The following is a 24,610-nucleotide window of genomic DNA, read 5'->3' on the forward strand; positions in this document are numbered from 1 at the left end:
GCTAGCTTAGCAAATGTGTTGTGTGCGGGTGGCAGATTCCCGGCCGGCAACGATTAACACCCCGTACCTGGCAAAGGTGACCTGTGGCCATTTCCGCTGTACTGATCGTCAAAAACGAAGCGCATCACCTTCGCGCTTGCCTCGAAACCCTGGCCTGGGCCGATGAGATCGTCGTTCTCGACGCCGGAAGCCTTGATGAGACGTGCGCCATTGCCCGGGAGTTCACCGACAATGTCAACGTGAACGCCGACTGGCAAGGCTTTGGCGTCCAGCGTCAGCGCGCCGAGGCGCTGGCGCAAGGCGACTGGATCCTGATGATAGACGCCGACGAGCGCGTCACCGATGAGCTTCGCGAAAGCATCGAAAACGCCGTCAAGGCGCCGCCGACGGTGTACGCCCTGAGCCGGCTCTCCTGGTGCTTTGGCCGTTTCATCCGCCACAGTGGCTGGTACCCGGACCGGGTCCTGCGCCTTTACCCCAAGGGGGGCGCCTCTTATAACGCGGCACTCGTGCACGAAAAACTCGTCGTGCCCGAGGCGCTAAGCGTCGAGCCCCTGAATGGCGATCTACTGCACTACACCTACCGCGACGTGCGCCACTACCTGGAGAAATCCGCCCACTACGCCGATGCCTGGGCCGAGCAGCGCGCAGCCCAGGGCAAAAAAGCCTCCATCGGCCAGGGCGTGGCGCATGGGCTGGGCTGCTTCATCAAGATGTACCTGCTCAAGGCAGGCTTTTTGGACGGCCGCCAGGGGCTGCTACTCGCTATTCTCTCCGCGCACTCCACCTTCAACAAGTACGCCGCGCTATGGGTGCGTCATCAGCTGGGTGCGGACAAGCGCTGAAATATCGGCAGCCGCCGCGTCGATATCGATGGCGGCCATGTCCTGGCTATCGGCGTTTTCCGGTGGGCTAAAGGCCAGGCGCTTATCGTCGGCGTTGCAGGTTTGCCAGCGAAGCGGCGTGGCCGAGCGTTTGGCCGGGTAAAACCCGGCGGTGGCGATATTCAAACAGCCGGCGATATGCAGCGGCCCGGTGGAACCGGCAATCAGCATGTCGGCCCCGGCCAGCTGTAGCGCAAACGCCTTGACGCTCTCGCTGGGCGCCAAGCGCGCGGCGCTAATGTCTTCCAGGGCGAGCATTTCGACCAGCGCCTGGGCCTGGGGGTCTTCACCGGGGCCTGCGCTCACTCGCCAGCAAAGCGGGGCGTCTACTTGTTCATCCACCTGGCGCACCAGCGCGGCGTACTGCGCGGTGGTGAGGTTCACCGCCGAGCCGCCGCTGCCCGGATGCACCACGATCGCGAAAGCGTTTTTTTGGCCGACCAGCGCCTGGCGCTCGCGGGCGCGCAGGGCGTCGTCCAGTGGCCAGAAGGGCGGGGCGGGCAGGTGGGGCAGCTTGAGCGAGAGCTTTTCCAAAAGCGCGCAGGCCAGGTCCACGTTGTACTGGTACTCGGGTTTTTTCGATTGCGAGCGGCGCTGGGTGATGCGGTCGGTGTAGAAGATTTGCGCCCACTTGGTCGCCGGCGCCAGGCGCCGCGGTATACCCGCCCGCCAGCCCAGCATGCCAACGCGAGGAGTGGAAAAAAGTGTCAGCAGGGCGTCGAAACCTGCGGCCTTGATGGCCTCGAGCAGCGCCTTTTGGGCGCTCTTGTCGCCCTGTGGGCCCGGGTCGATGATGACCTCGTCCACCCAGGGGCAAGCCTGGGCCAACGCCTGGGTGTAGGCAGGAACCAGCACGGTGACGTGGGGTGGAGGAGTGGCGCTTTTGAGACAGGCAAGGGCCGGCCAGGCCAGCATAAAATCGCCAATTTTGTCGTTACGCACGACCAGCACTTTCTGCGCCATGATGAATACCCGGTTAATTGCAGCCTGTATACTACAAGACAACGACGAACTTGTTTAACGGCGCGTTTAGCGGGGCGATGATGGCGAAGAAAGTGCTGCAACTTTGCATGTCCGACGGCAAAGGAGGAATGGAGCTTTATGTCGACCGGGTGATCGAGGACCTTCTCGAGGCCGGGGTCGAGGTCATCGGACTGTGCCTGCGCGAGACTCGAATCGAGACCTACTTCGAGCGCAATGGCGTCACCTTTTTGGCGTTTGAGAGCAACGTGCAGGCGCTCAAAAGCGCGCTGCGTATTCGCCGTTGGCTGATCGACGAAAACGTCCGGGTGATTCACTGCCATAAATCGAGCGACTTGCGCCTGACCTCGCTTTTGAAGCTTTTGCTGCCGAGCATTCGCGTTTTGTACACCGACCACGTGGGCGGCCAGCGGGCCAAGAAAAGCCCCTACCACCGCTTCGCCTACGCAAGCGTGGACCGCGTGCTCTCGATTAGCCAGGCCACCCATGCGCGTAACGTCAAGAACCTGCCGCTGGCGCGGGAGCGGATCATCTGCCTGCCTCACGGCGTGGATATCGACAAGTATCATCCGGCTCGAACGCCCGGCGCGGTCAGCGCCAAGCGTGCCGAGCTCGGCATTCCAGAAGGCGCGGTGGCCATTGGCCTGCCCGGGCGAGTAACGCCGGGCAAGGGCCAGGACGTATGGGTTCAGGCGCTTTTGAAGCTTCCCCCGGAATGCGCGTTTTTCGCCGTTTCGATTGGCGGCACCGACTACGCCTCCGGCGGCACCGAGCATTTCTATACCGAGCTCCAGGCGATGATCGAGAACACCCCGCTTGCCGAAAAAATCCGCTTTTTGGGCCACCGCAGCGATTTGACCGAGATTCTGCCGGTGCTCGATCTGGTGTGTATCCCCTCGGAAAACGAGGCGTTTGGTCTAACGATCATCGAATCCATGGCCTGCGGCATGCCGATCATCGGCGCCAATACCGGCTCGCTGCCCGAGCTGGTCGACCCGTCTTCGGGCGTGCTGGTCGATCCTTTCGATGTCGATGGATGGCGCGACGGCATGGCGGCGCTGATCGACGACGAGGCGCGCCGCAAGGCCATGGGGGCGGCGGCCAGGCAGCGCGTCGAGCAGCACTACAGCAACAAGCGCCACGTCACAAAGCTCATGGGCTACTACGACGCGCTGGCTTGATTGTGGTCATAGCCTGCGGCGATGGCCATCATGGCGGTATCGGGAGAGGCCATGAATTTGGCCATCGAGCGTGCAAGGCGCTCGAGGTTACTCGCCTGCCAGCGCCCCGGCGGGCGTAGCCGACAGCGGTCCAGGTCGATCAGCCAGGGCGTATGCTGCGCGTCGATTAGTATATTGCGCGCGTTGAGATCCACGTGGTCGAGCCCGGCCAGGTGAAAGCGCTTGATCATCGCGCCCACGCTTTTCAGTAGCGCCTCACTGGCGGCGTTCTCGGCAAGAAGCGAAGCAAGCGCCCGGGCGTCGGGAATGCGCCGGGTGATCAGCGCAGCTTCGTAGCTTGCGCCCTTGCGGGTGACGCCAGCGGCGATGGGGCGGGGTACCGGCAGGCCCTGGTCATAAAGCGCGGCGGTGAGGCGCAGTTCGCGAAAGGCGCGGGTGCGCTCGACGCCGAGCCACAGGTAGCGTTTTTCACTGAGTCGGGCGATCAGCCCGCCGCGCCGGTACGGGCGCAGCACCCATTGCTCATCGCCGGCGCGAAGGAACAGGCTACTGCCGCGCCCCGGCGCCTCGCCTACGACATGGCCCTGGCGGCGCCACTGGTCGCCGTCGAAGAGCGCGGGCCCAGGTTGGTGTGGCGAGGTGTCGTCACTTAAACTGTCTACATCGTGTAGAATCAGCCAATTTTTCTGCTGGAGTGCCGCTAAGCGCATGAAGCCCTCTTTGCCCAAGAATCCTCGCCATATTGCCATTTTACGCCTTTCGGCGCTGGGAGATGTGTGCAATCTCGTGCCCACGGTGCGCGCCTTGCAGCGCCAGTGGCCCGAGGCGCGCATCACCTGGATCATCGGCAAGGGCGAGCACAGTTTACTGTCGGGTCTTTCCGGGGTCGAATTTATCGTGTTCGACAAGGCGACCGGCCTGGCGGGCATGCGCAAGATTTGGCGCACCCTCGCGGATACCCGCTTCGACGTGCTCTTGCACATGCAGCAGGCGATCCGCGCAAGCGTGCTGTCGCTCGGGCTCAAGGCCGACGTGCGCCTGGGCTATGACAAGGCCCGCGCCAAGGACTGCCAGCACTGGTTCACCCAACACCAGCTTACCCCGCGCCGCCACCCCCACGTGCTCGAGTCGTTCATGGACTTTGCACGAGCGCTGGGCGTGGAGGACGACCGGCTGGAGTGGGATCTGGCGATTCCCCCGACCGCTTATGAGGAGGCCCAGGCGCTGGCAGGCCAGGCGCCGTACCTGGTGATCAACCCGTGCAGCAACGCAAGGCTTCGAAACTTTCGCAACTGGTCGGTCAAGGGCTACGCCAGCGTGATCGATCACGCCTACCAGTACCACGGCCTTATAAGCGTGCTAACCGGTGGGGGCAGCGCCGCCGAGCGTGAAATGGGCGATGCGATCGAAGCGCTTTGCAAGAAGGGCAGCGTCGTCAACGCCATTGGCGGTACATCGCTCAAGGGCGTACTGGCGCTGATCGACCAGGCCCGCGCGGTGATCGCCCCGGATACCGGTCCGGCCCACATGGGCAATGCCCTGGGCACGCCGACACTTGGGCTTTACGCCACCACCAACCCCCAGCGCGCCGCGCCGTATCTATGGAAAGAGTTCGCCGTCAATGCCTACCCGCAAGCGGTGCGTACCTATCTGAACAAATCGGTGGACGAGGTCAGTTGGGGGCAGCGGGTGCGCCACGCTGACGCCATGGATCTGATCAGCACCGACGAGGTGATCAAAAAGCTCGACGCGCTGCTCGAGCACACTGCTACCCACCACAACGGGGTCATTGGATGAAAGTCGATTTAACCACTTTGCAGCACGCCCGCGTTCTGGTGGTGGGCGATGTGATGCTCGACCGCTACTGGCACGGCAATACCTCGCGTATTTCCCCGGAAGCGCCGGTCCCGGTGGTCCGCGTGGAAGGGGCCGACGACCGGCCAGGCGGGGCGGCGAACGTGGCGCTCAACGTGGCCGCGCTCGGCGCGCAAACCGCGCTTGCCGGCGTAGTGGGCGACGACGAACACGCCGCGCTTTTAAGAGAGCAGTTGGCGAGCGCCAATGTAAGCACTCACTTCCAAGTGAGCCCGCGGCTCCCGACGATTACCAAGTTAAGGGTGATGAGCCGTAACCAGCAGCTGATCCGGCTCGACTTCGAGCAGTCGCTTGCCGGCGTGGAGACCGATGACCTGCTCGGCCAAGTGGACGGTGCCCTTGACGATGTCGAGGTGATGATTCTTTCGGACTACGGCAAGGGCACGCTCAACCAGGTCGAGCGACTCATCGCCATGGCCAGGGCCCGTGGCAAGCGCGTTTTGATCGACCCCAAGGGCACCGACTTTACTCGCTACCGCGGGGCGAGTTTGATTACTCCCAACCTGGCCGAATTCGAGGCGGTGGTGGGCGTATGCGAAAGCGACGAAGCCCTGGAGCGCCGCGGTGAGGCATTACGCGCCGAGCTCGAACTCGATGCGCTTTTGATTACCCGCAGCGAAAAAGGCATGACGCTGATTCGCAAGGATCACCCCGCGCTTCACCTGCCCACCCGCGCCCAGGAAGTGTTCGACGTCACCGGCGCCGGCGACACCGTGATCGCTTTGATGGGGCTGGCGCTGGCCGCCGGCAGCGAGCTGCCGGATGCCATGATGCTCGCCAACCTGGGGGCCGGGCTGGTGGTGGCCAAGCCCGGCACCGCCACGCTCAGCGTGGAGGAGCTTTCCAGCGCCCAGTACGGCGACAAGCCTGCCGAGTTCGGCGTGACCGAGTGCGAGGCGTTGGTCAAAGCGGTGCGCGCCGCCAACCAGCGCGGCGAGCGGGTGGTGATGACCAATGGTTGCTTCGATATCCTCCATGCGGGCCACGTAAGCTACCTGGAGCAGGCCAAGCGCCTCGGCGACCGGCTGATCGTGGCGGTCAACGACGACGCTTCGATCCGCCGGCTGAAAGGTGCCAGGCGGCCCATCAACCCGCTCGAGCGGCGCATGCAGGTGCTCGCGGGGCTCGGCGCGGTGGACTGGGTCGTCCCCTTTAGCGAGGACACCCCGGCGGCGCTGATCGAAACTGTGCTCCCCAATATTCTGGTCAAAGGCGGCGATTACCGCCCGGAGGAGATCGCCGGAAGCACGGCCGTGCTCGAAAACGGCGGCGAAGTGAAGGTGCTCGGCTTCGAGGACGGCGTGTCGACCTCGGCCATGATCGACACCATCCTCGAGCGCGAGCGCTGATGAAGCGCCCCGGGCTTGCCAAGGGGCTCTACTGTGCGGCGCTCTACGCGCTCTCGCCGCTGATATTAAAGCGGGTCTGGCGTGAGCAAGTGCCCACTTACCCGCGCCGCCAGCGTCTTGGCCTGGGTCTTGGCGCGCTCCCCCCGGCACCGCGCATTTGGCTACACTGCGCCTCCGTGGGGGAAGTGCGCGCCGCGCGCGCGCTGATCGAGGCGCTGCTGGCGCGCTACCCGCGTCATACGCTTTTGATCACCACCATGACCGCCACCGGCGCAAAGCAAGCCCAAACGCTGATCGACGCCCAGCCCGAGCCGCTCAAGGCGCGCTTGGCTCACCGCTTTCTACCGCTGGACTTTCCCGGCGCCGCCCGCCGGTTCGTCGTCCGCCTACGCCCGACGCTTGCCTTGATGTTCGAAACCGAGCTCTGGCCCAACCTGCTCCATGCTTGCCAAAAGCGTGGCGTGCCGGTGGCCGTGGTCAACGGGCGGCTCTCTGCAAAGGCACTGGCGCGCTACCAGCGTATTCAACCTTTGATGGCCGCCGCGCTTTCAAACGTCACCTGGCTTGCCGCCAAATCCACACGCGATGCCGAGCGTTTCCACGCCCTGGGCATGCCCGGGCGCACTAGCGTGGTGGGCTCGCTCAAGTTTGATGTTTCTATTGATGGTAGGGCGTTAGAAGAGAGTAAGCGCTTACTTTTGGGTGAGCGCCAGCGCCCGGTGTGGGTGGCGGGCTCGACCCGGGACGGGGAAGAGGCGCTGTTGCTAAGCGCCCATCAGGCGCTGCAAAAGCGTTATCCAGAAGCGCTTTTAATCCTCGTACCCCGCCACCCGCAGCGCTTTGACGAGGTCGCGACGCTTTGCAAGCGCCAGGGTTTCACAACGGCCAGGCGAAGTGCGCAGGCGGGCGTGACCGACGACGTGCAGGTTTACCTGGGCGATACCTTGGGCGAACTTGCCACCCTGTACGCGGCGGGGGATATAGCGTTTGTGGGCGGCTCGTTGGTGGCGCTGGGCGGGCACAATGTGCTCGAACCCGCCGCACTCGGCCTGCCGGTGCTTTGTGGGCCGTCGCTCGAGAACTTCGACGACGTGGCGGCGCCGCTACTCGAGGCGGGCGCGCTCTCCCAGGTCGCCACCTTCGAGGCGCTGGCAGAGGCGCTCGAAACCCTATTCGCTGACCCCGGCGCTGCCAGGGCGCGCGGCGAAGCGGGCAAAGCCGTCATCCGGGCGAATCAAGGCGCGCTTAAACGCACCCTGGACGGCCTCGATGAGTTTTTGAGTTAGCGCTCACTACGCTTTACGCCCTCTTTAGTGCCGAGTAGCAGCACGTCGGCGCCGCGGGCGGCGAACAGGCCGTTGGTGACCACGCCGACGATGGCGTTGATGCGTGTTTCCATCTCGACCGGGTCCGTGATTTGGACCTCGAAGCAATCGATGATCTGGTTGCCGTTATCCGTCACCACGCCTTGGCGATAGACCGGCTCGAAACCGAGTTTGGTAAGCTCTCGCGCGACGAACGAGCGCGCCATGGGAATCACTTCGACCGGCAGCGGAAACTCGCCGAGGGTGTCCACGCGCTTGGAGCCATCGGCGATGCAGATAAAGCGTTTGGCGCAGGCGGCCACGATCTTTTCACGCGTGAGCGCCGCACCGCCGCCCTTGATCATATGAAAGTGAGCGTTCACTTCGTCAGCGCCATCGATGTAAAAAGGTACGTCACCGACATCGTTGAGTTCGAATACTTCGATGCCCAGCGCCTCGAGGCGCGCTTTAGAGGCATCCGAGCTCGCCACGGCGCCTTTGAAACGGTCGCGAAGCGGCTTTAAGCGTTCGATAAACAGGTTAGCCGTCGAGCCGGTGCCGATGCCCAGCACAGTCTCTTTCTCCAGGTGCGGGGTAATCTCGGCGATGGCGGCGTCGGCAACGGCGGCTTTTAGCTCGTCCTGCGTCATAAGGGGGCTCCGGGGCAGTGTAAGGGCGGCGTCAGTATAACGCCTCTGGTCTTGCGTGTTGATGCGCGCGTATAACGCTGGACGCCATTAGGCGCGATCTGCTACCAATAAGGGCTTTTCCTGCCCGACCGGGCCGTTTCACAATCTGGATATCCGCATGCTCGAAGCTACCGTCAAAAAGATTCTGCAGGCCCGCGTCTACGAGGCCGCCTGCGAAACGCCTATCTCTGCCGCTCCCTTTTTGTCGCGCCGCTTCAACAACCAGATTTTGATCAAGCGTGAAGACCTGCAGCCGGTGTACTCGTTCAAGATTCGCGGCGCCTACAACAAGATGGCCCAGCTATCCGATGAGCAGAAGGCGAAAGGCGTAGTCGCCGCCTCCGCCGGCAACCACGCCCAAGGCTTGGCCATGGCGGCGAAGCTGATGAACGTGAAGGCGACCATCGTGATGCCGCGCAGTACCCCGGAGATCAAGGTCCAGGGGGTGCGCTCCCGCGGCGCCCGCGTGGTGCTCAAGGGCGACGCTTTCGCCGATGCCGCCGCCCACGCCCAAATGCTAATCGAGGAGCACGGCTACACCTACATCCCGCCTTTTGACGACATCGACGTGGTGGCAGGCCAGGGCACCATCGGCGTCGAGATACTGCGCCAGCATAGCGGACGGCTGGACGCGATTTTCGTGCCGGTAGGTGGCGGCGGTTTGATCGCCGGCGTGGCCGCCTACGTGAAATATCTGCGCCCGGACATCAAGGTGATCGGCGTCGAGGCCGAGGACAGCGCGTGCCTGAAGGCCGCGCTCGAGGCCGGCGAGCGCGTGGTGCTCGACCAGGTCGGCACCTTCGCCGAAGGCGTGGCGGTGGCGCAGATCGGCGAGGTGCCGTTTAGCTTGGCCAAAACCCTGATCGACGGCGTGATCACGGTCAATACCGACGAGATCTGCGCGGCGGTGAAGGATATTTTCGAGGACACCCGGGCGGTGTCGGAAACCTCCGGGGCGCTGTCTTTGGCTGGGCTCAAGAAGTACGTGCAACAAACCGGCGCCGAGGGGGAAACGCTTTTGTGCATCAACTCCGGTGCCAACACCAACTTCGATCGATTGCAGCATATCGCCGAGCGTACTGAACTCGGCGAGCAGCGCGAGGCGATTTTGGCGGTCACCATCGAAGAGAAGCCCGGCAGTTTCAAGAAGTTCTGCCGTACTTTGGGTCGGCGCATGGTCACCGAGTTCAGCTATCGCTACGCCGATGACAGTGACGCCCATATTTTCGTCGGCGTTCAGGTCAAACCCGGCGGGGAGGACCGCCAGGCCGTGATCGACCGGCTGACGGAGGGCGGCTACCAGGTCGAGGATCTCACCGATAACGAGCTTGCCAAGCTGCACATTCGCCACCTAAGCGGCGGGCGGCCCAGCGAGCGTTTCGAGGAAGAGCTTTACCGTTTCGAGTTCCCCGAGCGTCCCGGCGCTTTGATGAACTTTCTCACCCAGCTGCCCCACGACTGGAACATTTCGCTGTTTCACTACCGCAACCACGGCGCCGCCTACGGGCGCGTGCTGGTCGGTATGCAGGTGCCCAGCATCGACCGCACCCACGTGGCCGAGTATCTGGACGCCATTGGCTATCGCTACTGGCAGGAGAGTGACAACCCGGCCTACAAGCTCTTCATGGCGTAGCGGTGTAAGTATTCACTAACTTTGCGTATCAGAGCACACAAGCGTCTGGAATGTGTTAAAACGTTTAAATAAGCCCTAAAAAGGGCTCTTTGAGCTATTGTCAGCTGCCCGCTCTTGGCTCTATAGTCGGCTTTGAAAATTAGTCAAGTGGGCCATCTCTTGATACGACAGCCAGATGGCGCGCTTTAAAGCATTGGCAACGAATAAAGACGTTGGAGACAAGGCATGCGGCGTAAAAAGCCCGATGTGGTGATGGCGTTAACGGTGGTTTTTCTTCTAGGCGTACTGGCCACCGGATACGCCCAGGCATTGGCAGGGAGCTGATCGCCACTGGCAAGGTCAGCGCCGGGTATGATGCAACCAACCGCTGACACACACGCTTAAAAAAAGGGCTGATTTCTATCAGCCCTTTTTTTCGTTCGTTTTTTCGTTCATGAGCTACGCCGTGCGATCCCTCGATCGCTCACCACCGCGTTCAACGGGATATCCCAGGCCTCGACGGCTAGTTCGTTCACCTGCTGACAGGCGTGAGCCACGCCGATCAGGTTGGGCTTTGGGCCTTTGCGGCGCATGAAGGCGAGGGTTCGGTCGTAGAAGCCGCCGCCCATGCCCATGCGGTTGGCCTGAGCGTCGAAGCCCACCAGGGGCACGATGAGCGTATCCAGCGCCCAGGCGGGCAGCCGGTTGTGGCGCCTGGCGCCAAAACGGGTGCAGGGCTCGCGGATGCCGAAGCGGTTCTCGACCATGGGGGTATCGTCGTCGAAGCGAACGAACCAGAGCGCATTGTGGCTTAGCGGGCGTAGCACCGGCAGGTAGACCTGCACGCGGCGCTTGGCCAACCAGCCAAGTAGCGGGGTCGGGTCGATTTCGCCGCCTACGGGCAGATAGAGGCTTACGCGGCTGGCGCGCTGAAGTTCGGGAAGGTGTTTGAGACGCTGACAAAGCGCGGTGGCCGCTTTTTGCTGCTGCGCTTCGCTCAACCTGCGCCGTCTGCGGCGAAGTTCGCGGCGCAGGGCGTTTTTATCAAAACGTTGGGCGTCGATCACGGTGTGGTCGTTCAAAATAGGGTTCCCCAGAGTGCCGCTGTCATTCTGGCCCTGAACCTACTGGTTCAGAGTGGGTGGCCGCAGCCAGACCGTCAGGCTTTCCGACGCACGGACATGCACACGGGTCTGGCTAGCATTTGGCCCCCTGGGTACATCGCATAGGCTCGAGGGACTATAACGACTGGCGCACACTCCAGAGAACCCGCTTATCTTAACAGAGCCAGGCCCGATGCCATAGACCCGGGCTTAACGGTTTGCCCTAGGGCTGCTCCGCCGGGCGGGTACCTTGTAAGGCACGCTCCAGCCGGTCGTGCAGCCGGTTCAGGCTCGCCTCGCCCGCTTTGTGTTCGTCAAGCGCCTCGAGAAGCTCGTGGGTGATATTCAGCGCCGCCATGATGGCGATGCGCTCGCTGCCCAGCACGCTGCTTTGCTTGTGGATGCCCTGCATGGCGCGGTCCAGGTAGCGAGCGGCGCGTTCAAGCTTGGCTTGTTCGCCGGTGTCGCAGGCGATCATGTAGCCGCGACCCAGCAGGGTAATTTCTTTGGTTGGCCGCTTGGCGTTACTCATCGAAGGCTCCGGCACGGGCACGTCAGGGCCCGAATGCGTTAACATCACGGTATAGGAAGGCAGGTCGGCGTTCACTATAAGAGAGCCACTTGCGCGGGGTCAACGCGCACTCGCCCGCTCGGGTGTTTCATGTCGGCCCCTTGCCCATTTTTTAAAGCGTAAAAGCGAGAACACCATGTCCCTCATTGAACAGCGCCAGGACTTTTCCGACGTGGCCGACGTCTTTCTTCTTCACGGCAGCATGCAGTCACCCGCGTTCCTCGACGGGCGGCTTTGCGCGCTTCTGGCGCTTCGCGATGTCAGCGCCGAGGCCTGGCTCGATGAAGTTTGTATGAGCCTGGGGGTCGAGCAGCCCAAAGACGAGCCAAGCGCCGAGCGGTTGCTTGGCTGGCGCCGGCAAACTCTGGAGGCATTAAGCGCCAGCGACTTGAACTACGCGCCGCTTTTGCCCGACGAGCTTTTCTCCCTCGGCGAGCAGGCCCAGGCGCTCAAGGAGTGGGCGCTAGGCTTTATGGAGGTCATCGACGAGGTGGCCGATGAGGCGCTCAAAAAGCGCTGGTCGCAGCCGCTCGCCGAGGCGATCGACGATCTATCGAACTTTGGCCAGATCGATTCGGACATCGACGACTCGCCGGAAAACGAGAACGATCTGTTCGCGCTGAGCGAGCATGCGCGCATGGCCGCGATGATGCTCTACACCGAGCAGCACCCGGGCCAGCCCCAGGTAGAGCAGACCGACGCCCCGGTTCACTGATCAAGGAGTTTTGATGTTACCCGAGATGCTTGCGCGCCCCGCCGCGATCGCCAACGACGAATACCGCGCCCGCCGCGCGGCGCTGATGGCGCAGATCCCCGACGATGCCGCCGTGATCGTTCCCGGCGCTTCGCTTGCGACCCGCTCCAACGACAGCGAGTACGCCTTTCGCCAGCAAAGCGACTTTTATTATCTGACCGGCATCACCGAGCCCGACGCGCTGCTGTTGCTGCTGCCTGGCCGGGAGGCGGGGCAAAGCGTGGTGTTCTGCCAGGACCGCGACGCTACCCTGGAGGCCTGGACCGGCCGCCGGTTGGGTGCCAGCGGCGTAGTGGCGCACCACGATATCGATCAAGCCTTCGAGAACGTCGAGTGCGAAGAGGGTTTGGCCGGCCTGCTCGAAGGGCGCACGCTGCTCTACGCGCCGCTGGATCAGCCCGAAGCGCTCGCCATCGCCGAAGAGGCGCTGGCGAGCGCGCAAGCGGGCAAGCGCCGCGGTTTGCCCGCGCTCAAGGGCTGGCTCGATAGCCGCGAATTGATCCACGCCCAGCGGCTGGTCAAAAGCCCGGCGGAGCTTGCGCTATTGCGCCATGCCTGCGCGATTTCCGCCCGCGCCCATTGCCGGGCCATGCGCACCTGTACGCCCGGGCTTTTCGAATACCAGCTTCAGGCCGAGCTCGAGCACGAGTTCGTCTGGCAGGGTGGCAGCGGCCCGGCCTATAGCACCATCGTTGGCGGCGGCGCTAACGCTTGCGTGTTGCACTATATTGAAAACAGCGCCGAGCTTACGCGCGATTCGCTGGTGCTGATCGACGCCGGCGCCGAGTTCGACCTGTACGCCGGCGACATTACCCGTACCTTCCCGGTCAGCGGGCGCTTCAACGAGGCGCAGCGCGCACTTTACGAGGTGGTGCTCAAGGCCCAGGAGCGCGCCGTGGCCGACGTGGTCCCCGGCGCCACCCTGGCCGCTATTCACGCTAACGTGGTCGAGGATTTGACCCGCGGCCTGGTCGAACTCGGGCTTCTCGAAGGCGATGTGCAGGCGCGCATCGAGGATGAAAGCTATCGGCGCTTCTATCTGCACTCCACCTCGCACTGGCTGGGCCTGGACGTTCACGATGTCGGCACCTACCGGCTGGATGAAAAAACGCCGCGCCCGCTCGAACCGGGCATGGTCGTTACCGTGGAGCCTGGCCTTTACGTGCCCGACGACGACGATATCCCGGCGTCCTATCGCGGTATCGGTATTCGTATCGAGGATAACGTCGCGGTGAGCGAAACCGGCGGCGAGGTGCTCACCACAGACGTGCCCAAGCAGGTTGCTGATATCGAAGCGTTAATGGCGAATAAGTAACCAGATTAAAACGTCAGAAAATATCTTTATGTAAGTTACGTTACGAAATTACGAATGGCTTAGGGAGGCCGCTTAATGCCCACGAAGGCGTCTGAAAAAGCTTCAAAAACGGCTGCTTACGATATCGTGATCGTGGGTGGCGGGCTGGTGGGGGCAAGCCTTGGCTGCGCGCTGGCGCCGCTGATCGAGCGTCATGGTTTGAGCGTGGCGATCGTCGAGGCCACTGCGCTTTCGTCCCCGGACCAGGCGCCCACCTGGCAGCCGAGTTTCGACGCCCGGGCCAGTGCCATCGCCGCCGGCTCCGCGCAGCGCTTTCGCGAGCTCGGCGTGTGGGCGGCGATGCAGCAGGAGGCCTCACCGATCTCGCGTATTCATATCAGCGAGCGCGGCCGTTTGGGCGCCACGCGCCTCAATGCTAGTGAGCTGGGCGTCGACGCCCTGGGCTACGTTATCCCCAATGCCTGGATGGGCCAGGTGCTGCATCAAAAACTGGGCGAGCTGCCTATCGACTGGTACTGCCCGGCGAAGGTCGACACCATGGCCGCCGACGGCGGTGGCCATCGGCTGACGCTGTCGACCGGCGACTCGCTTCACGCCGCGTTGACCGTGCTGGCGGATGGCGGGCGGTCCGGGCTCAAGGAGCAGTTGGGCATCGAAAGCCAGCGGCGCTCCTACGAGCAGACCGCGCTGATTACCCACGTAGGCATTAGCGAGCCTCATCACGGTGTGGCGTTCGAGCGCTTCACGGACGAAGGGCCGATTGCGCTGTTGCCGTTGCCCAACCAGGCCATGGAGCTGATCTGGACCCATGAAAACGGTGCCGAGCACGCGCGCATGGCGCTCGATGACGGGGCGTTTTTGGATCAGCTACAGCGCGCCTTTGGCGACCGGGTGGGCCGCTTTACCAAAGTGGGCAAGCGCTTTAGCTACCCGCTGTCTCTGGTCACCGCCAGGGAGCCGGTTCGCCCGGGGCTTGCGGTGCTGGGCAACGCCGCCCACGCGCTGCACCCGGTGGCGGGCCAGGGGTTTAACCTGGCGCTGCGCTCGGTGATGGACCTGGTCGAAGCGCTCGAGCAGGGCACGCAGCAGGGCCGGGGGCTCGGTGATATGCACACCCTGCTCGCCTTCGAGCAGAGCCGGGCCCGAGATCGCACCAACGTGATCCGCTTTAGCGACAGTCTCGTGCGCCTTTTTGGCGCCTCGTTTCCGCTGCTGCCTCACGCCCGCGCCGCGGGGTTGATCGGCCTCAATCTCATCGGCCCGCTGAGGCGCAGCCTGGCGCGTCGCGCCATGGGCCTCGAGCGCTAAATCGGCCGGTCATCCACGGCCCACCCTCTACCACTCACGACAAGGAAGGTTATGCATACCCAACAGGCGTCATCGCGCAACACCCGCGAGCCGTTCGATGCGGTCATCGTCGGCGCGGGCATGGTGGGCACCGCCCTGGCGGGGCTTTTGGCCAGCGCCGGCATGCGCACCGCACTGGTCGAGGCCAACGCCGCGCCGCTCGATTTGAAAACCCTCGACGTGACAACGCCGACGCCCAGGGTAAGCGCGCTGACCCCGGTGTCCCAGCGGCTTTTAACCCAGCTGGGCGCTTGGCCCGCCATGGCCGCCAAACGGGTCACCCCGTACCGCTATATGCACGTATGGGACGGCGAGGGCAGCGGCAGCATCGATTTTTCCGCCGACGAGGCCGGCACGCCGGTGCTTGGCCACATCGTCGAGAACAGCGTCACGCTGGCCGCGCTCAACGAGCAGGTGTTGGGCCTGCCCGCGCTGAGCCTTTTTTACGGCGTTAAGGTCACGGCGTTGCAAACCACGCCCCAGGGGCGCTACCTGGTGCTCGAGGATGGCCGTACGCTGCAAACATCGCTTTTGATCGCCGCCGATGGCGCCCGCTCGGCGGTGCGTGAACTGGCCGGGATCGAGACCACCGAAGAATCCATGGCCCAGGACGCGGTCGTGACCACCGTGCGCTGTGAAAAGCCTCACGGCGGCTGCGCCCGCCAGGTGTTCAGCGATGGCCGGCCGCTGGCCTTTTTGCCGCTCACGGTCGACGGCGACGAACGCTACTGCTCGATCGTCTGGTCGACCACGGCCGAGCACGCGGACACCCTGGAAGGGCTTTCTCGGGAGGCGCTGGGGGCGGCGCTTGGCGAATCGTTTGGCCATCGGCTGGGCGGCGTCGAGGTGCTGGATCAAACCTATCGCTTCCCGCTCATTCAGCGCCACGCCAACACCTACGTACAGCCACATTTCGCGCTGGTGGGCGACGCCGCCCACACGATTCATCCGCTGGCGGGCCAGGGGGTGAATCTGGGGTTGATGGATGCCGCGGTACTCGCCGAAGAAGTGGTGTACGCCTGGCGGCGCGGCGCCCCCTGGGGCGAGCTTTCGACGCTTTCGCGTTTCGAGCGCCGCCGCCGTTTGGACAACGCTGCTATGCTTGCGCTCATGAAGGGGTTCAAGGGACTTTTTGGCAGCCGCCTGCCGGTGCTGACGCTGGCACGCAACCTGGGGCTGAGTGGTATGAATCAGGCGGTGCCCCTCAAACGGTTGATCATGCGCCAGGCGACCGGGGAGCGGGGTCGCCTGCCGCAAACGTGCCGCTAGGCCAAAGCTTAAGGCCTAGCGGCGGCGGTCCACCACGTTGAGGGCCTTGAGCAGATTGAGCGCTTCGCTGAGCTGGTAGTCGTCGCGCAGCCGCTCGGAAAGCCCGCTGCGCTCGCGCGCGGCGCCGGCCTGGTTGTTCAGGTGGCCCTCCAGGTCGATTTCGCGAATTTCGCGGCGCCCTTCGGCGACCTCGAGGCGCCCGCGTACCACGTCTACGTCCGGCGTGATCCCCTGGGCCTGAATGGAGCGCCCGTTGGGGGTGTAGTAGAGCGCGGTCGTAAGCTTCAAGCCCTCGCCGTTACCCAGCGGCATGATCTGCTGTACCGAGCCTTTACCAAAGCTTTCGGTGCCCATGATGACCGCCCGGCGCTGATCCTGCAGCGCACCGGCCACGATTTCGGCGGCGGAGGCGCTGCCGCCGTTGATCAGTACCACCAGCGGAATGTCCCGAGCCGGGGTCTGCGGGTTGGCGGAAAACGACATCTCGGTATTGTCGAGACGCCCTTCGGTGTAGACGATCAGCCCGTTGTCCAGGAAAAGGTCCGCCACGCCCACCGCGGCCTGCAGCACGCCGCCGGGGTTGTTGCGTAAGTCGAGCACCAAACCCTCCAGCGGCTGGTTTTGGGCCATGCGCTCGAGTGCCTGGCTGGCCTGTTCTGGCGTGCGCGATTGAAACTGGCTAATGCGCAGATAACCGTAGCCGGACTCCAGCAGCTCGTGCTTGACGCTTTCGCTGCGTATCACCTCGCGGGCCAGGGTGATGTCCCGGGGGCTCTCTTCGCCGGCGCGCAGAATCGTCAGGTTGAGCTCGCTTCCGGGCTCGCCGCGCATCAGCGTGACGGCTTCCTGCAGCGACAGGCTCTCGGTGGGCGTACCGTCGATGGTCAAAATGATATCCCGGGCGAGCAGCCCCGCCCGGGAGGCGGGGGTATCGTCGATCGGCGTAATCACCATCAGCTGGCCGCCTTCGGTGCCCACCTCGATGCCGATCCCGCCGAACTCGCCCTGGGTGGATTCACGTAGGCTCTGGAACTCGTCCACGTCCAGGTAAGCGGAGTGGGGGTCGAGCTCGCTCAAAAGCCCGCGCATGGCGTTACGCAGTAGGGTGGCGTCGTCCACCTCTTCGACGTAGCCGCGCTTGATGCGCTCGAATACCTCGGCGAAGGTTTGGATCTCCTCCAGCGGCAGCTCGTCTTGATCGGCCGCGTCTACGCCTTGGGCCGTTAGCGGCAGCGGGGCGGCCAGCAGCGCCAGCGGTAGCAGCGTCACCATCAGCCGCCTGGCGGGGGCCATTACCTCGTTAACAGTTCGCGTCATGCAGACTCCGCAAGGCAGTGGGCGGCGTGAAGGACGCCGCGTGTATAGTCGTGTCAGCTTATCCCGTCAGCGGCGCGCAATCCAACGCTGTGGATTAATTGGCTCGCCACGGTTTCTTACTTCGAAGTAAAGCGCGGCGCGGCTCTGGCCGCCACTATTTCCCACCCGGCCGATTTCGTCGCCGCGGCTCACCTGTTGGCCCGGCCGAGCGCTGAACTGCTGCATATGGGCATAGAGGGTCATGACCTGGTCGCCGTGGTCGATGATCAACAGGTTGCCAAAGCCGCGCATCCAGTCAGCGAACACGACCCGCCCGGCATGGACCGAGGTGACTGGCGTATTGGCGCTGGCCTCTATGACGATGCCGTTGTAGTGAACGCCGTCCTGGCCGCGAAAGCCCGCGCTGATCGCCCCCTGTACCGGCCAGGGGAGATCGCCCTGGGTACGGCCGATGTGGGTGGTCGGCGACGCCTCGGCCAGCCGCGCCATTTCCGCCTGAATGCGGCGAAGCTGTGCCTCGGCCTCTTCGCGGGTCTGGTTGAGATCCGCCAGGCGGTCGGCTTCGCTTGCGTAGCGGTCGTCCAGGGTAGCCACCACACTTTGGCGTTCGGCGCTGGTTTCGGCCAGCTTTTCGCTTTGCGTCTCGAGCTCATCGGTCAGCGCCGCAAGCCGTGTCTGACGTGCATCAAGCTCGGTTTCGGTCTCGGCCAGGGCGCTATCCAGCTGGGCAATATCGTCGAGCTTTTGCTGGCGCGCCCGGGTCAGGCGGTTCAGGTAGGCCTGCATGCGATCGAGCTGGGCCGGGTCGCTCTGATTGAGCAGAAGCTTCAACTGCGGCGTCGGCCCCAGCCGGTAGAGCGCGGCGAACTGCTCGGCGAGCGCCGCCACCTGGCCGGTGCGCTCACTCTGAAGGCGGTCCCGGTGGCGGCGCAGGGCCTGGGTTTCATCGTCCAGGGTACGCCGCTCGGCCTGCAGGGTATCCAGGCGCTGGTGGGTCCTGGAAAGCTCGGTTTCCGCCTCCGCCAACGCCTGGGTCGCGCTGTCTCGGGCCTGGTCTGTCTCGCTTAGCCGCGTGGCCAGCGAATCGATCTGTTGGCCCAGGGCGTCGAGCTCCTCCCGAGCGGCGCGCTCGTCCTGGCCCGCCGCGCTCCCGGCGCTGAGCGCCAGGACAACGCCGGTGCTCAGCAGCGTGCGGCGCAGGGCGCAGGCGGGGCGTTTCATCATGATGAAAAAGTAAGCAGCGGCTTGCCGGTCATGGCGTCGGGCACGTTTTGTTCCATCATGGTCAAAAGCGTCGGCGCTAGATCACAAAGACGGCCCTCTTCAAGCGCGGCCTGGCGCTCGCCCACGTAGATCAAAGGTACCAGGAAGGTGGTATGGGCGGTTTGCGGCGCGCCGGTTTCCGGGTGGACCATCTGCTCGGCGTTGCCGTGATCGGCGGTGATCAGACACGCCCCGCCGGCCCGCTCGATCGCCTCGACCACCCGGCCCACGCAGGTGTCCACGGTTTCGATGGCTTTCATCGCTGCGTCGAAGTCGCCGGTATGGCCGACCATGTCGCCGTTGGCGTAGTTGCACACGATCAAATCGAAGCGGTGGCTGTCGATCGCCTCGACCAGCTTGTCAGTGATCTCGAAAGCGCTCATCTCGGGCTTTTCGTCGTAGGTTTTCACATCCCGCGGCGAGGGCACCAGAATGCGTTCTTCACCTTCGTACTCGTTCTCCTCGCCGCCGGAGAAGAAAAACGTCACGTGGGGGTACTTCTCGGTTTCGGCGATGCGCAGCTGGCTCAAACCCCGCTTGGCGACCACTTCCCCCAGGGTATCGGTCAAATCCGTGGGCGGAAAGGCGGCCGGGGCTGGAATGTCGGCGGCGTACTGGGTCATCATCACCAGGCCCTCGCCGGCCAGTGCCGGGCGGCGCTGGCGGGTGAAACCGTCGAAGTCGTCGTCGACGAAGGCGCGGGTCAGCTCCCGGGCGCGATCGGAGCGGAAATTGAGAAAAATCGCCGCGTCGCCGTCTTCCAGGGTCACGCCGTGATCAGCAGGGCGTACCTGGCTTGGCGTGACGAACTCATCGGTTTCACCCCGCGCGTAGGCGGCGTCCACCAGGGCCTCGGCGCTTTTCGCAGTGTGCTCGGCCTCACCGTCGGTGAGCAGGCGGTAGGCTTTTTCCACGCGCTCCCAGCGATTGTCGCGATCCATGGCGTAAAAGCGCCCAATCAATGAGGCGACGAAGCCGTTGTCCGCCCCGACCAGCTCGGAAAGCTTGGCATTGGCGCGCTCGATCGAGGCCAGCGCGCTTTTCGGCGCGGTGTCCCGGCCATCGAGAAAGGCGTGCAGGTAGATGCGCTTGGCACCGCGGCTGGCGGCAAGCTCCGCCATGGCGAGAAAATGATCCTCGTGGCTATGAACGCCGCCAGGCGATAAAAGCCCTAAAAGATGCACCGCACGGTTATTGGCCACCGCTTCGTCGATGGGCCGGGTAAGCGGTGCGATGTGTTCGAGCTCGCCCTCCTTGACCGCCTTGGTGATTCGCGTGAAGTCCTGATACACCACGCGCCCCGCGCCCAGGTTCATGTGGCCGACCTCGGAGTTGCCCATTTGCCCTTCGGGCAAGCCCACGTGTTCGCCGTCGGTGTGAAGGAAGGCGTGTGGGCGCGATGACCAGAGCGCGTCCATGTTCGGCGTGTTGGCGGCGGCCACGGCGTTGTGCGCCGCATCGGGGTTGTGGCCGTAGCCGTCCAGAATGATCAGCGCTACCGGGCGCGGGGTCGATGTAGCCATTGAAGCCTCGTTATGTCGGATCGTGGTGTAAAAACATCCTGCGATAATAAAGACGTGCTGGAAAAGCGGTGCGCTTGCGTGGCTTTTCCAGCATGCCCTTTTGGTGGGGGTCGCGGCGCGTGCCCGCTTGGGGCATCATAACGCAGCCAGTCGTTAGGCGTCATGACCTGCGCTTACCGGTCCGTGACGTGTATACTTGTCGGGTTTGACAGTGGCCTGGCCGCTTTTTTTGCATATACCAAGAGATTGTGTTCGCGATGATCGATCAGCTGTTCGAATTCGTAATGAACCACCCCCTGCTGGTGGGCGCATTTTTGCTGGTGCTGCTGGCGTGGCTCGTCTACGAAACCCGCAATGCGTCGACGCATGCCGTGACCTCCTCGCAGGCCACCCAGCTCATCAACCGCGAAGACGCGGTGGTGGTGGATGTGCGCGAGAGTAAAGAGTTCAAGGCCGGCCATATCGCCGGTGCGCGCAACATTCCCCAAAGCAGCCTGGACAGCCGCATGAAGGAGCTGGAGAAAGTAAAAGACCAGCCCATCATCGTGGTGTGCAAGCATGGCCAGAGCGCGGGCACCGTTCAAGCCAAGCTCGCCAAGGCGGGCTTCGAGCGCGCCAACAAGCTCAAGGGCGGCATGGCGCAGTGGCAAGCCGACGGCCTGCCGGTGGTGAAAAAGTAAGCCTTTTGCGCTGCGGCGCAGCTCATTCAAACGTATAAATCATCAGGAGAACTCCCATGGCGGAAGACAACAATGCCCCTCAAGCCGACGCTGGCGCAGCCGAAGGCGAAAAGCCCCAGCTGAAATTCTCGCTGCAGCGTATTTACGTTAAAGACATCTCTTTCGAGGCGCCGAATTCGCCGTCGGTCTTCAAGCAGTCGTTCAAGCCCAAGGTCAATCTGGATTTGAACACCACCAGCACCAAAATCGACGAAAATCAGTATGAAGTCGTGGTGAAGGTGACCGCCCAGGTCAACGACAGCGAAACCGGCACGACCTCGTTTTTGGCCGAAGTAGAGCAGGCAGGGCTTTTTCGCATCGCCGGCATCGAAGGCGCGCAGCTCGACCAGACCCTCGGTGCGTTCTGCCCGAACCTGCTGTTCCCCTACGCCCGCGAGTGCGTGGATAACCTGGTCAACCGGGGCGGCTTCCCGCCGCTGATGCTGGCACCGGTCAACTTCGAGGCCATGTACGCCCAGCGCAAAAAGCGCGAAGCGCAGCAGGATCCGGCCGCTACCGAAAATACCCACTAAGTCGCACGCCCAGGACCACGCCATGAAAGCCGACTGGTACGCTCAGCACGGTAAAATGCCGCGCCTCTACGTGAGCGCCGCGCTCAGCGTCGGTGCCCGGGTGGAGCTACCGGAAGGGCCGGCGCGTCACGTCACCCGGGTTTTGCGCATGGGGGAAGGCGCGCCGCTGGTGCTGTTCGACGGTAACGGCCAGGAGGCCGGCGTACGCCTTGTCGAGGCCGGGCGCAAGCGTACCATCGCCCAGGTCGAAACCGTGTGGTTAGGCGAAGGCGAGTCGCCCTTGGCGGTTCACCTGGGCCAGGCGATCTCCAAGGGCGACCGGATGGATTACGCCATCCAGAAAGCCGTGGAACTGGGCGTAGCGGCGATCACCCCGCTTTATACCCAGCGCGGCGATGTGCGCTTGAAAGACGAGCGCGAAGCCAAAAAGCACGCCCATTGGCAAGCGGTGGCCGAAAGCGCCTGCGAGCAAAGCGGGCGGGCGACGGTGCCGGTGGTGCATCCGCCCATGGCGCTCGAGGCCTGGCTTGGCGCGCGGGATGAGCCGCTCAGGCTGATGCTGCACCTGGCCACCGGCAACCGCTTCGATTCGATCGAGCGCCCCGAAAGAGCGGCGCTATTGATCGGCCCGGAGGGGGGGTTGACCGAGCAGGATATTAGCGCAGCCCAGGCCATGGGCTTCACACCGTTGACCCTGGGGCCGCGGGTACTGCGCACCGAAACCGCCCCGGTGGTTGCGCTGACCCTTCTTCAGCACCACTTTGGCGATATGTAAGCGCTTACTTACATGATGCACCCCTTCTGAATCAACTTTCGCTTTTCATCCTTCCTTTCTCCAAAAGCGGTTCACCGCGCGTGTTTTGCCGTGCCGCCCGTTCGAGCCCGTCGAGTATCACGGGTTTGAGTACCGGCAGGGTTTCGCCGGAAAGTCCGCTCAGCACTATCACGCGGTGCTGGCGCCCCTTCGAGTAGCCAAGCCAACAGGGCAGCCAGAGCGGCGTTGGTGGGCCTTTTAGTAGCTGCACCTTCCAGCGCTTGGGGTTGGCCATTCGCTCCCAAAACCACTGCCTGGTGACGGCGTCGGTGGCGGGTGCTTCACTACCCTCGAGCGCCAGTTCCCTGGCGGGGCGCTCTTGTTGGTTGGCAAGCATGGCACTGGTTAAAAGCATCGGTCGGCGCAGGGTAAGACTTGCCAGCAGCCACGCGCAGGGCGTGTGGGGCGATGTGCCCAAGGCAAATGCCCAGAGCGGCACCCAGACCGGCTCGAAGCGCTGGGCGCCCAAGCGTTTGAAGCGTTTTTGGGCGGCGTCGAAGTCGATACGCCGCGCAAGCGTTAAAGGCTTATCCATTCGCCCATCCCTGAAGCAAGGCGAGCAGGGCAAGCATCAGCACAAACCACGCCGCGAGCCCCAGGCAGCGCCGCCGGGTCAGGCGTGCCTCGAAGCCCACTTCCGGGGCGCTGTTGGCCCGGGCGGCAAGGATCGCCTGCATGTCCGGGGCGGTCTCGTCGATGAGGACATCGCTGAGCTGCTCGCTTTGCGGCGCGGGGCTCGTCAGGCTCACCAAATAGCCCACGCCGACCGACACCGCCACGCCGATGGTGTTGTTGTAAAGCCAGGAGATGTCCATGAAGGCGGTGGTCGCCCAGACCGCCAGCATGCCGGTGCAGAGCCCTGCCAGGGCGCCCCGGCCGTTGCTGCGGTGGCTGAAAATCGCCAACAGGAACGTGCCCAAAAGCGCCCCGTAAAACCAGGAGCCCACCTGATTGACCACCTCGATGACCGGCCCCAGATTACCCGCGAAAAACGCAAAGAGCGTGGCGTAAAAGCCCCAGAAGACCGTCGCCCAGCGGGAAGCTTTCAGGTAGTGGGTGTCGCTTGCATCGGGCTTTATATAGCGGCTGTAGAAATCCCGCACGGTGACCGCCGAGAGCGAGTTGAGCGCCGAATCAAGACTCGACATCGCCGCGGCGAACACTCCGGCGATCACCAGCCCCGCCATGCCGGAGGGGAAGGTCTCGACCACGTAGCGGGGCAGCAATTCGTTGAGGTTCTCCGGCGCGGTCAGGCCGTTTTGCTGGTAGTAGGCGGCCAGGATGATGCCGACGAACAAAAACAGCAGCATCTGCGGAATGAGCAGGTAACCGCCGATCAGCAGCGAACGCTGGGCATCCGGCACCGAGGGGCTCGAGAGCACACGCTGAATCTGGCTTTGGTCGGTACCAAAGTACGCCACGTGGAGAAAGAAGCCGCCAAAAAGGCCCGCCCAGAGGGAGTAGGTGACGCTTGGGTCAAGCGACAGGTCGATGGCGTTGAACATGCCAGAGTCCGCGCCGAAGGCAAACACATCGCTCCATCCGCCGGGGAGGCTCGTGACCAAAAAAATCATGCTCAATAGCGCGCCGAGCCAGAGCACGAACATCTGGATGACGTCGGTCCAGATCACCGCGCTAATCCCGCCCAGCACCGTGTAGCTGATGGCCAGCACCGCCATGATGATGATGGTGAGGTTCACACTCCAGCCGGTGACGACCGCCAGCACCAGTGCCGGGGCATAGAGCACGACGCCGGTGGCAAGGCCGCGGGCGATCAAAAACAAAAGCGCGGTCAGCGTACGCGTACCCGGGCCGAAGCGGCGCTCCAGAAGCTCGTAGATGCTGTAAATCCCCGCGCGGTGAAAGATCGGGACGAACACCAGGATCAGTACGATCATCGCAAGCGGCACATTGATGAAGGTGACCAGCCGTTCGAGACCGCCTTCGAACCCCCAGCCCGGCGCGCCGATAAAGGTAATCGCGCTTGCCTGGGTCGCCATGACCGAAAGCCCGATGGCCCAGCTGGGTATTTTGCGCCCACCCAGAAAGTAATCTTCGGGACTGTGCTGGTCCTTGCCAAAGCGCGAGCCGATCCAGGCGATCAGCGCGATATAACCGATCAATACGACCGTATCCAACAACGTGAACCCTTGCATATACCTCTCCTGCCCTTTTGTTGTGTCTTTTTTGAGCATAGCAGGTTGTCT

General features: G+C 63.5%; 23 protein-coding genes and 1 other RNA gene. 13 read left to right on the forward strand and 11 right to left on the reverse strand.

Features of this window, described 5'->3' with window-relative positions; all coding sequences use genetic code 11:
- The first annotated feature begins 83 nt into the window (after window positions 1–83).
- Window positions 84–845, forward strand: coding sequence for a glycosyltransferase family 2 protein (locus tag ACWHRL_RS00060; protein WP_447894774.1), 762 nt, complete (start codon window positions 84–86; stop codon window positions 843–845).
- Here the strand turns inward: ACWHRL_RS00060 and ACWHRL_RS00065 are convergent.
- Window positions 807–1,847 carry a glycosyltransferase family 9 protein gene (locus tag ACWHRL_RS00065; protein WP_447894775.1) on the reverse strand — a complete coding sequence of 347 codons (1,041 nt, stop codon included), beginning with the start codon at window positions 1,845–1,847 and terminating at the stop codon, window positions 807–809. The genes ACWHRL_RS00060 and ACWHRL_RS00065 overlap by 39 nt on opposite strands.
- Before the next feature lie 107 nt (window positions 1,848–1,954).
- On the opposite strand from ACWHRL_RS00065, the gene ACWHRL_RS00070 reads away from it, so the two are divergent.
- Window positions 1,955–3,046, forward strand: coding sequence for a glycosyltransferase family 4 protein (locus ACWHRL_RS00070; RefSeq protein WP_447894776.1), 1,092 nt, complete (start codon window positions 1,955–1,957; stop codon window positions 3,044–3,046).
- Here ACWHRL_RS00070 and ACWHRL_RS00075 read toward each other — a convergent pair.
- Window positions 3,028–3,756, reverse strand: coding sequence for a 3-deoxy-D-manno-octulosonic acid kinase (locus tag ACWHRL_RS00075; protein ID WP_447894777.1), 729 nt, complete (start codon window positions 3,754–3,756; stop codon window positions 3,028–3,030). The genes ACWHRL_RS00070 and ACWHRL_RS00075 overlap by 19 nt on opposite strands.
- On the opposite strand from ACWHRL_RS00075, the gene ACWHRL_RS00080 reads away from it, so the two are divergent.
- From ACWHRL_RS00080 to waaA, 3 genes are read left to right on the forward strand one after another with little or no spacing between them, the layout of a single operon-like run.
- Complete coding sequence (locus tag ACWHRL_RS00080) at window positions 3,755–4,843, forward strand: glycosyltransferase family 9 protein (RefSeq protein WP_447894778.1); 1,089 nt, start codon at window positions 3,755–3,757, stop codon at window positions 4,841–4,843. The two genes, ACWHRL_RS00075 and ACWHRL_RS00080, sit on opposite strands and share 2 nt — an antisense overlap.
- Complete coding sequence (hldE, locus tag ACWHRL_RS00085; protein ID WP_447894779.1) at window positions 4,840–6,270, forward strand: bifunctional D-glycero-beta-D-manno-heptose-7-phosphate kinase/D-glycero-beta-D-manno-heptose 1-phosphate adenylyltransferase HldE; 1,431 nt, start codon at window positions 4,840–4,842, stop codon at window positions 6,268–6,270. The genes ACWHRL_RS00080 and hldE overlap by 4 nt, the downstream gene beginning before the upstream one ends.
- Window positions 6,270–7,556 (forward strand): lipid IV(A) 3-deoxy-D-manno-octulosonic acid transferase, encoded by a 1,287-nt coding sequence (gene waaA / locus ACWHRL_RS00090; protein WP_447894780.1) that lies wholly within the window; start codon window positions 6,270–6,272, stop codon window positions 7,554–7,556. Before hldE ends, waaA begins: the two co-directional genes overlap by 1 nt.
- On the opposite strand, the gene rpiA is transcribed toward waaA, so the two are convergent.
- On the reverse strand, window positions 7,553–8,224 hold the full coding sequence (rpiA, locus tag ACWHRL_RS00095) for a ribose-5-phosphate isomerase RpiA (RefSeq protein WP_447894781.1): 672 nt from the start codon (window positions 8,222–8,224) through the stop codon (window positions 7,553–7,555). The two genes, waaA and rpiA, sit on opposite strands and share 4 nt — an antisense overlap.
- A 157-nt stretch (window positions 8,225–8,381) precedes the next feature.
- On the opposite strand from rpiA, the gene ilvA reads away from it, so the two are divergent.
- Window positions 8,382–9,896: a threonine ammonia-lyase, biosynthetic gene (gene ilvA / locus ACWHRL_RS00100; RefSeq protein WP_447527281.1), complete on the forward strand. Its 1,515-nt coding sequence runs from the start codon at window positions 8,382–8,384 to the stop codon at window positions 9,894–9,896.
- Window positions 9,897–10,327: 431 nt separating this feature from the next.
- Here ilvA and ACWHRL_RS00105 read toward each other — a convergent pair whose 3' ends face one another.
- From ACWHRL_RS00105 to ACWHRL_RS00115, 3 genes are all read right to left on the reverse strand, one after another.
- Complete coding sequence (locus ACWHRL_RS00105) at window positions 10,328–10,957, reverse strand: 5-formyltetrahydrofolate cyclo-ligase (RefSeq protein WP_447894783.1); 630 nt, start codon at window positions 10,955–10,957, stop codon at window positions 10,328–10,330.
- Window positions 10,958–10,961: 4 nt separating this feature from the next.
- Window positions 10,962–11,145: non-coding RNA, 6S RNA (ssrS, locus tag ACWHRL_RS00110), on the reverse strand.
- A gap of 56 nt (window positions 11,146–11,201) precedes the next feature.
- Entirely contained in the window at window positions 11,202–11,510 is a 309-nt protein-coding gene (locus tag ACWHRL_RS00115; RefSeq protein ID WP_447527283.1) for a cell division protein ZapA, read from the reverse strand.
- Between the two features lie 175 nt (window positions 11,511–11,685).
- On the opposite strand from ACWHRL_RS00115, the gene ACWHRL_RS00120 reads away from it, so the two are divergent.
- The 4 genes from ACWHRL_RS00120 to ACWHRL_RS00135 all read left to right on the forward strand — a co-directional run bounded on the left by ACWHRL_RS00120 (window position 11,686) and on the right by ACWHRL_RS00135 (window position 16,234).
- Window positions 11,686–12,264, forward strand: a complete 579-nt coding sequence (locus ACWHRL_RS00120) for a UPF0149 family protein (RefSeq protein WP_447527284.1) — start codon at window positions 11,686–11,688, stop codon at window positions 12,262–12,264.
- A gap of 13 nt (window positions 12,265–12,277) precedes the next feature.
- Window positions 12,278–13,618: a Xaa-Pro aminopeptidase gene (pepP, locus tag ACWHRL_RS00125; RefSeq protein WP_447894784.1), complete on the forward strand. Its 1,341-nt coding sequence runs from the start codon at window positions 12,278–12,280 to the stop codon at window positions 13,616–13,618.
- 75 nt (window positions 13,619–13,693) lie between these two features.
- Window positions 13,694–14,926: a 2-octaprenyl-6-methoxyphenyl hydroxylase gene (gene ubiH, locus ACWHRL_RS00130; RefSeq protein WP_447894785.1), complete on the forward strand. Its 1,233-nt coding sequence runs from the start codon at window positions 13,694–13,696 to the stop codon at window positions 14,924–14,926.
- A gap of 51 nt (window positions 14,927–14,977) precedes the next feature.
- Window positions 14,978–16,234 (forward strand): UbiH/UbiF/VisC/COQ6 family ubiquinone biosynthesis hydroxylase, encoded by a 1,257-nt coding sequence (locus ACWHRL_RS00135; RefSeq protein ID WP_447527287.1) that lies wholly within the window; start codon window positions 14,978–14,980, stop codon window positions 16,232–16,234.
- Between the two features lie 15 nt (window positions 16,235–16,249).
- Here the strand turns inward: ACWHRL_RS00135 and ACWHRL_RS00140 are convergent, their stop codons facing one another.
- The 3 genes from ACWHRL_RS00140 to gpmI all read right to left on the reverse strand — a co-directional run bounded on the left by ACWHRL_RS00140 (window position 16,250) and on the right by gpmI (window position 20,337).
- A complete protein-coding gene (locus tag ACWHRL_RS00140) occupies window positions 16,250–17,551 on the reverse strand; it encodes a S41 family peptidase (RefSeq protein ID WP_447527288.1) in 1,302 nt (433 codons plus the stop codon).
- Between the two features lie 66 nt (window positions 17,552–17,617).
- Window positions 17,618–18,775, reverse strand: coding sequence for a murein hydrolase activator EnvC family protein (locus ACWHRL_RS00145; protein WP_447894786.1), 1,158 nt, complete (start codon window positions 18,773–18,775; stop codon window positions 17,618–17,620).
- The gene (gene gpmI, locus ACWHRL_RS00150) at window positions 18,772–20,337 is read right to left on the reverse strand and encodes a 2,3-bisphosphoglycerate-independent phosphoglycerate mutase (RefSeq protein WP_447894787.1); all 1,566 of its coding nucleotides are present in this window, start codon (window positions 20,335–20,337) and stop codon (window positions 18,772–18,774) included. The genes ACWHRL_RS00145 and gpmI overlap by 4 nt, the downstream gene beginning before the upstream one ends.
- A 257-nt stretch (window positions 20,338–20,594) precedes the next feature.
- Between gpmI and ACWHRL_RS00155 the strand changes: the two genes are divergently transcribed.
- From ACWHRL_RS00155 to ACWHRL_RS00165, 3 genes are read left to right on the forward strand one after another with little or no spacing between them, the layout of a single operon-like run.
- A complete protein-coding gene (locus tag ACWHRL_RS00155; RefSeq protein WP_447894788.1) occupies window positions 20,595–21,017 on the forward strand; it encodes a rhodanese-like domain-containing protein in 423 nt (140 codons plus the stop codon).
- Between the two features lie 56 nt (window positions 21,018–21,073).
- Complete coding sequence (gene secB / locus ACWHRL_RS00160) at window positions 21,074–21,589, forward strand: protein-export chaperone SecB (RefSeq protein WP_447894789.1); 516 nt, start codon at window positions 21,074–21,076, stop codon at window positions 21,587–21,589.
- Between the two features lie 22 nt (window positions 21,590–21,611).
- Window positions 21,612–22,364 (forward strand): 16S rRNA (uracil(1498)-N(3))-methyltransferase, encoded by a 753-nt coding sequence (locus ACWHRL_RS00165; RefSeq protein ID WP_447894790.1) that lies wholly within the window; start codon window positions 21,612–21,614, stop codon window positions 22,362–22,364.
- A 31-nt stretch (window positions 22,365–22,395) separates the two neighbouring features.
- On the opposite strand, the gene ACWHRL_RS00170 is transcribed toward ACWHRL_RS00165, so the two are convergent.
- The gene (locus tag ACWHRL_RS00170) at window positions 22,396–22,938 is read right to left on the reverse strand and encodes a hypothetical protein (RefSeq protein WP_447894792.1); all 543 of its coding nucleotides are present in this window, start codon (window positions 22,936–22,938) and stop codon (window positions 22,396–22,398) included.
- Window positions 22,931–24,559 (reverse strand): sodium:solute symporter, encoded by a 1,629-nt coding sequence (locus ACWHRL_RS00175; RefSeq protein WP_447894793.1) that lies wholly within the window; start codon window positions 24,557–24,559, stop codon window positions 22,931–22,933. The genes ACWHRL_RS00170 and ACWHRL_RS00175 overlap by 8 nt, the downstream gene beginning before the upstream one ends.
- Between the last annotated feature and the right edge of the window lie 51 nt (window positions 24,560–24,610).

It is taken from the genome of Vreelandella sp. GE22 (assembly GCF_968212445.1).

Excerpts from the sequence above, each read along its gene's own strand:
- ACWHRL_RS00065 (WP_447894775.1), bottom strand. The coding sequence starts at position 1,847 with ATGGCGCAGAAAGTGCTGGTCGTGCGTAACGACAAAATTGGCGATTTT.
- ACWHRL_RS00070 (WP_447894776.1), top strand. The coding sequence starts at position 1,955 with ATGTCCGACGGCAAAGGAGGAATGGAGCTTTATGTCGACCGGGTGATC.
- ACWHRL_RS00080 (WP_447894778.1), top strand. The coding sequence starts at position 3,755 with ATGAAGCCCTCTTTGCCCAAGAATCCTCGCCATATTGCCATTTTACGC.
- ACWHRL_RS00075 (WP_447894777.1), bottom strand. The coding sequence starts at position 3,756 with ATGCGCTTAGCGGCACTCCAGCAGAAAAATTGGCTGATTCTACACGAT.
- hldE (WP_447894779.1), top strand. The coding sequence starts at position 4,840 with ATGAAAGTCGATTTAACCACTTTGCAGCACGCCCGCGTTCTGGTGGTG.
- waaA (WP_447894780.1), top strand. The coding sequence starts at position 6,270 with ATGAAGCGCCCCGGGCTTGCCAAGGGGCTCTACTGTGCGGCGCTCTAC.
- rpiA (WP_447894781.1), bottom strand. The coding sequence starts at position 8,224 with ATGACGCAGGACGAGCTAAAAGCCGCCGTTGCCGACGCCGCCATCGCC.
- ilvA (WP_447527281.1), top strand. The coding sequence starts at position 8,382 with ATGCTCGAAGCTACCGTCAAAAAGATTCTGCAGGCCCGCGTCTACGAG.
- ACWHRL_RS00115 (WP_447527283.1), bottom strand. The coding sequence starts at position 11,510 with ATGAGTAACGCCAAGCGGCCAACCAAAGAAATTACCCTGCTGGGTCGC.
- ACWHRL_RS00120 (WP_447527284.1), top strand. The coding sequence starts at position 11,686 with ATGTCCCTCATTGAACAGCGCCAGGACTTTTCCGACGTGGCCGACGTC.
- pepP (WP_447894784.1), top strand. The coding sequence starts at position 12,278 with ATGTTACCCGAGATGCTTGCGCGCCCCGCCGCGATCGCCAACGACGAA.
- ubiH (WP_447894785.1), top strand. The coding sequence starts at position 13,694 with ATGCCCACGAAGGCGTCTGAAAAAGCTTCAAAAACGGCTGCTTACGAT.
- ACWHRL_RS00135 (WP_447527287.1), top strand. The coding sequence starts at position 14,978 with ATGCATACCCAACAGGCGTCATCGCGCAACACCCGCGAGCCGTTCGAT.
- ACWHRL_RS00140 (WP_447527288.1), bottom strand. The coding sequence starts at position 17,551 with ATGACGCGAACTGTTAACGAGGTAATGGCCCCCGCCAGGCGGCTGATG.
- ACWHRL_RS00145 (WP_447894786.1), bottom strand. The coding sequence starts at position 18,775 with ATGATGAAACGCCCCGCCTGCGCCCTGCGCCGCACGCTGCTGAGCACC.
- gpmI (WP_447894787.1), bottom strand. The coding sequence starts at position 20,337 with ATGGCTACATCGACCCCGCGCCCGGTAGCGCTGATCATTCTGGACGGC.
- ACWHRL_RS00155 (WP_447894788.1), top strand. The coding sequence starts at position 20,595 with ATGATCGATCAGCTGTTCGAATTCGTAATGAACCACCCCCTGCTGGTG.
- secB (WP_447894789.1), top strand. The coding sequence starts at position 21,074 with ATGGCGGAAGACAACAATGCCCCTCAAGCCGACGCTGGCGCAGCCGAA.
- ACWHRL_RS00165 (WP_447894790.1), top strand. The coding sequence starts at position 21,612 with ATGAAAGCCGACTGGTACGCTCAGCACGGTAAAATGCCGCGCCTCTAC.
- ACWHRL_RS00170 (WP_447894792.1), bottom strand. The coding sequence starts at position 22,938 with ATGGATAAGCCTTTAACGCTTGCGCGGCGTATCGACTTCGACGCCGCC.
- ACWHRL_RS00175 (WP_447894793.1), bottom strand. The coding sequence starts at position 24,559 with ATGCAAGGGTTCACGTTGTTGGATACGGTCGTATTGATCGGTTATATC.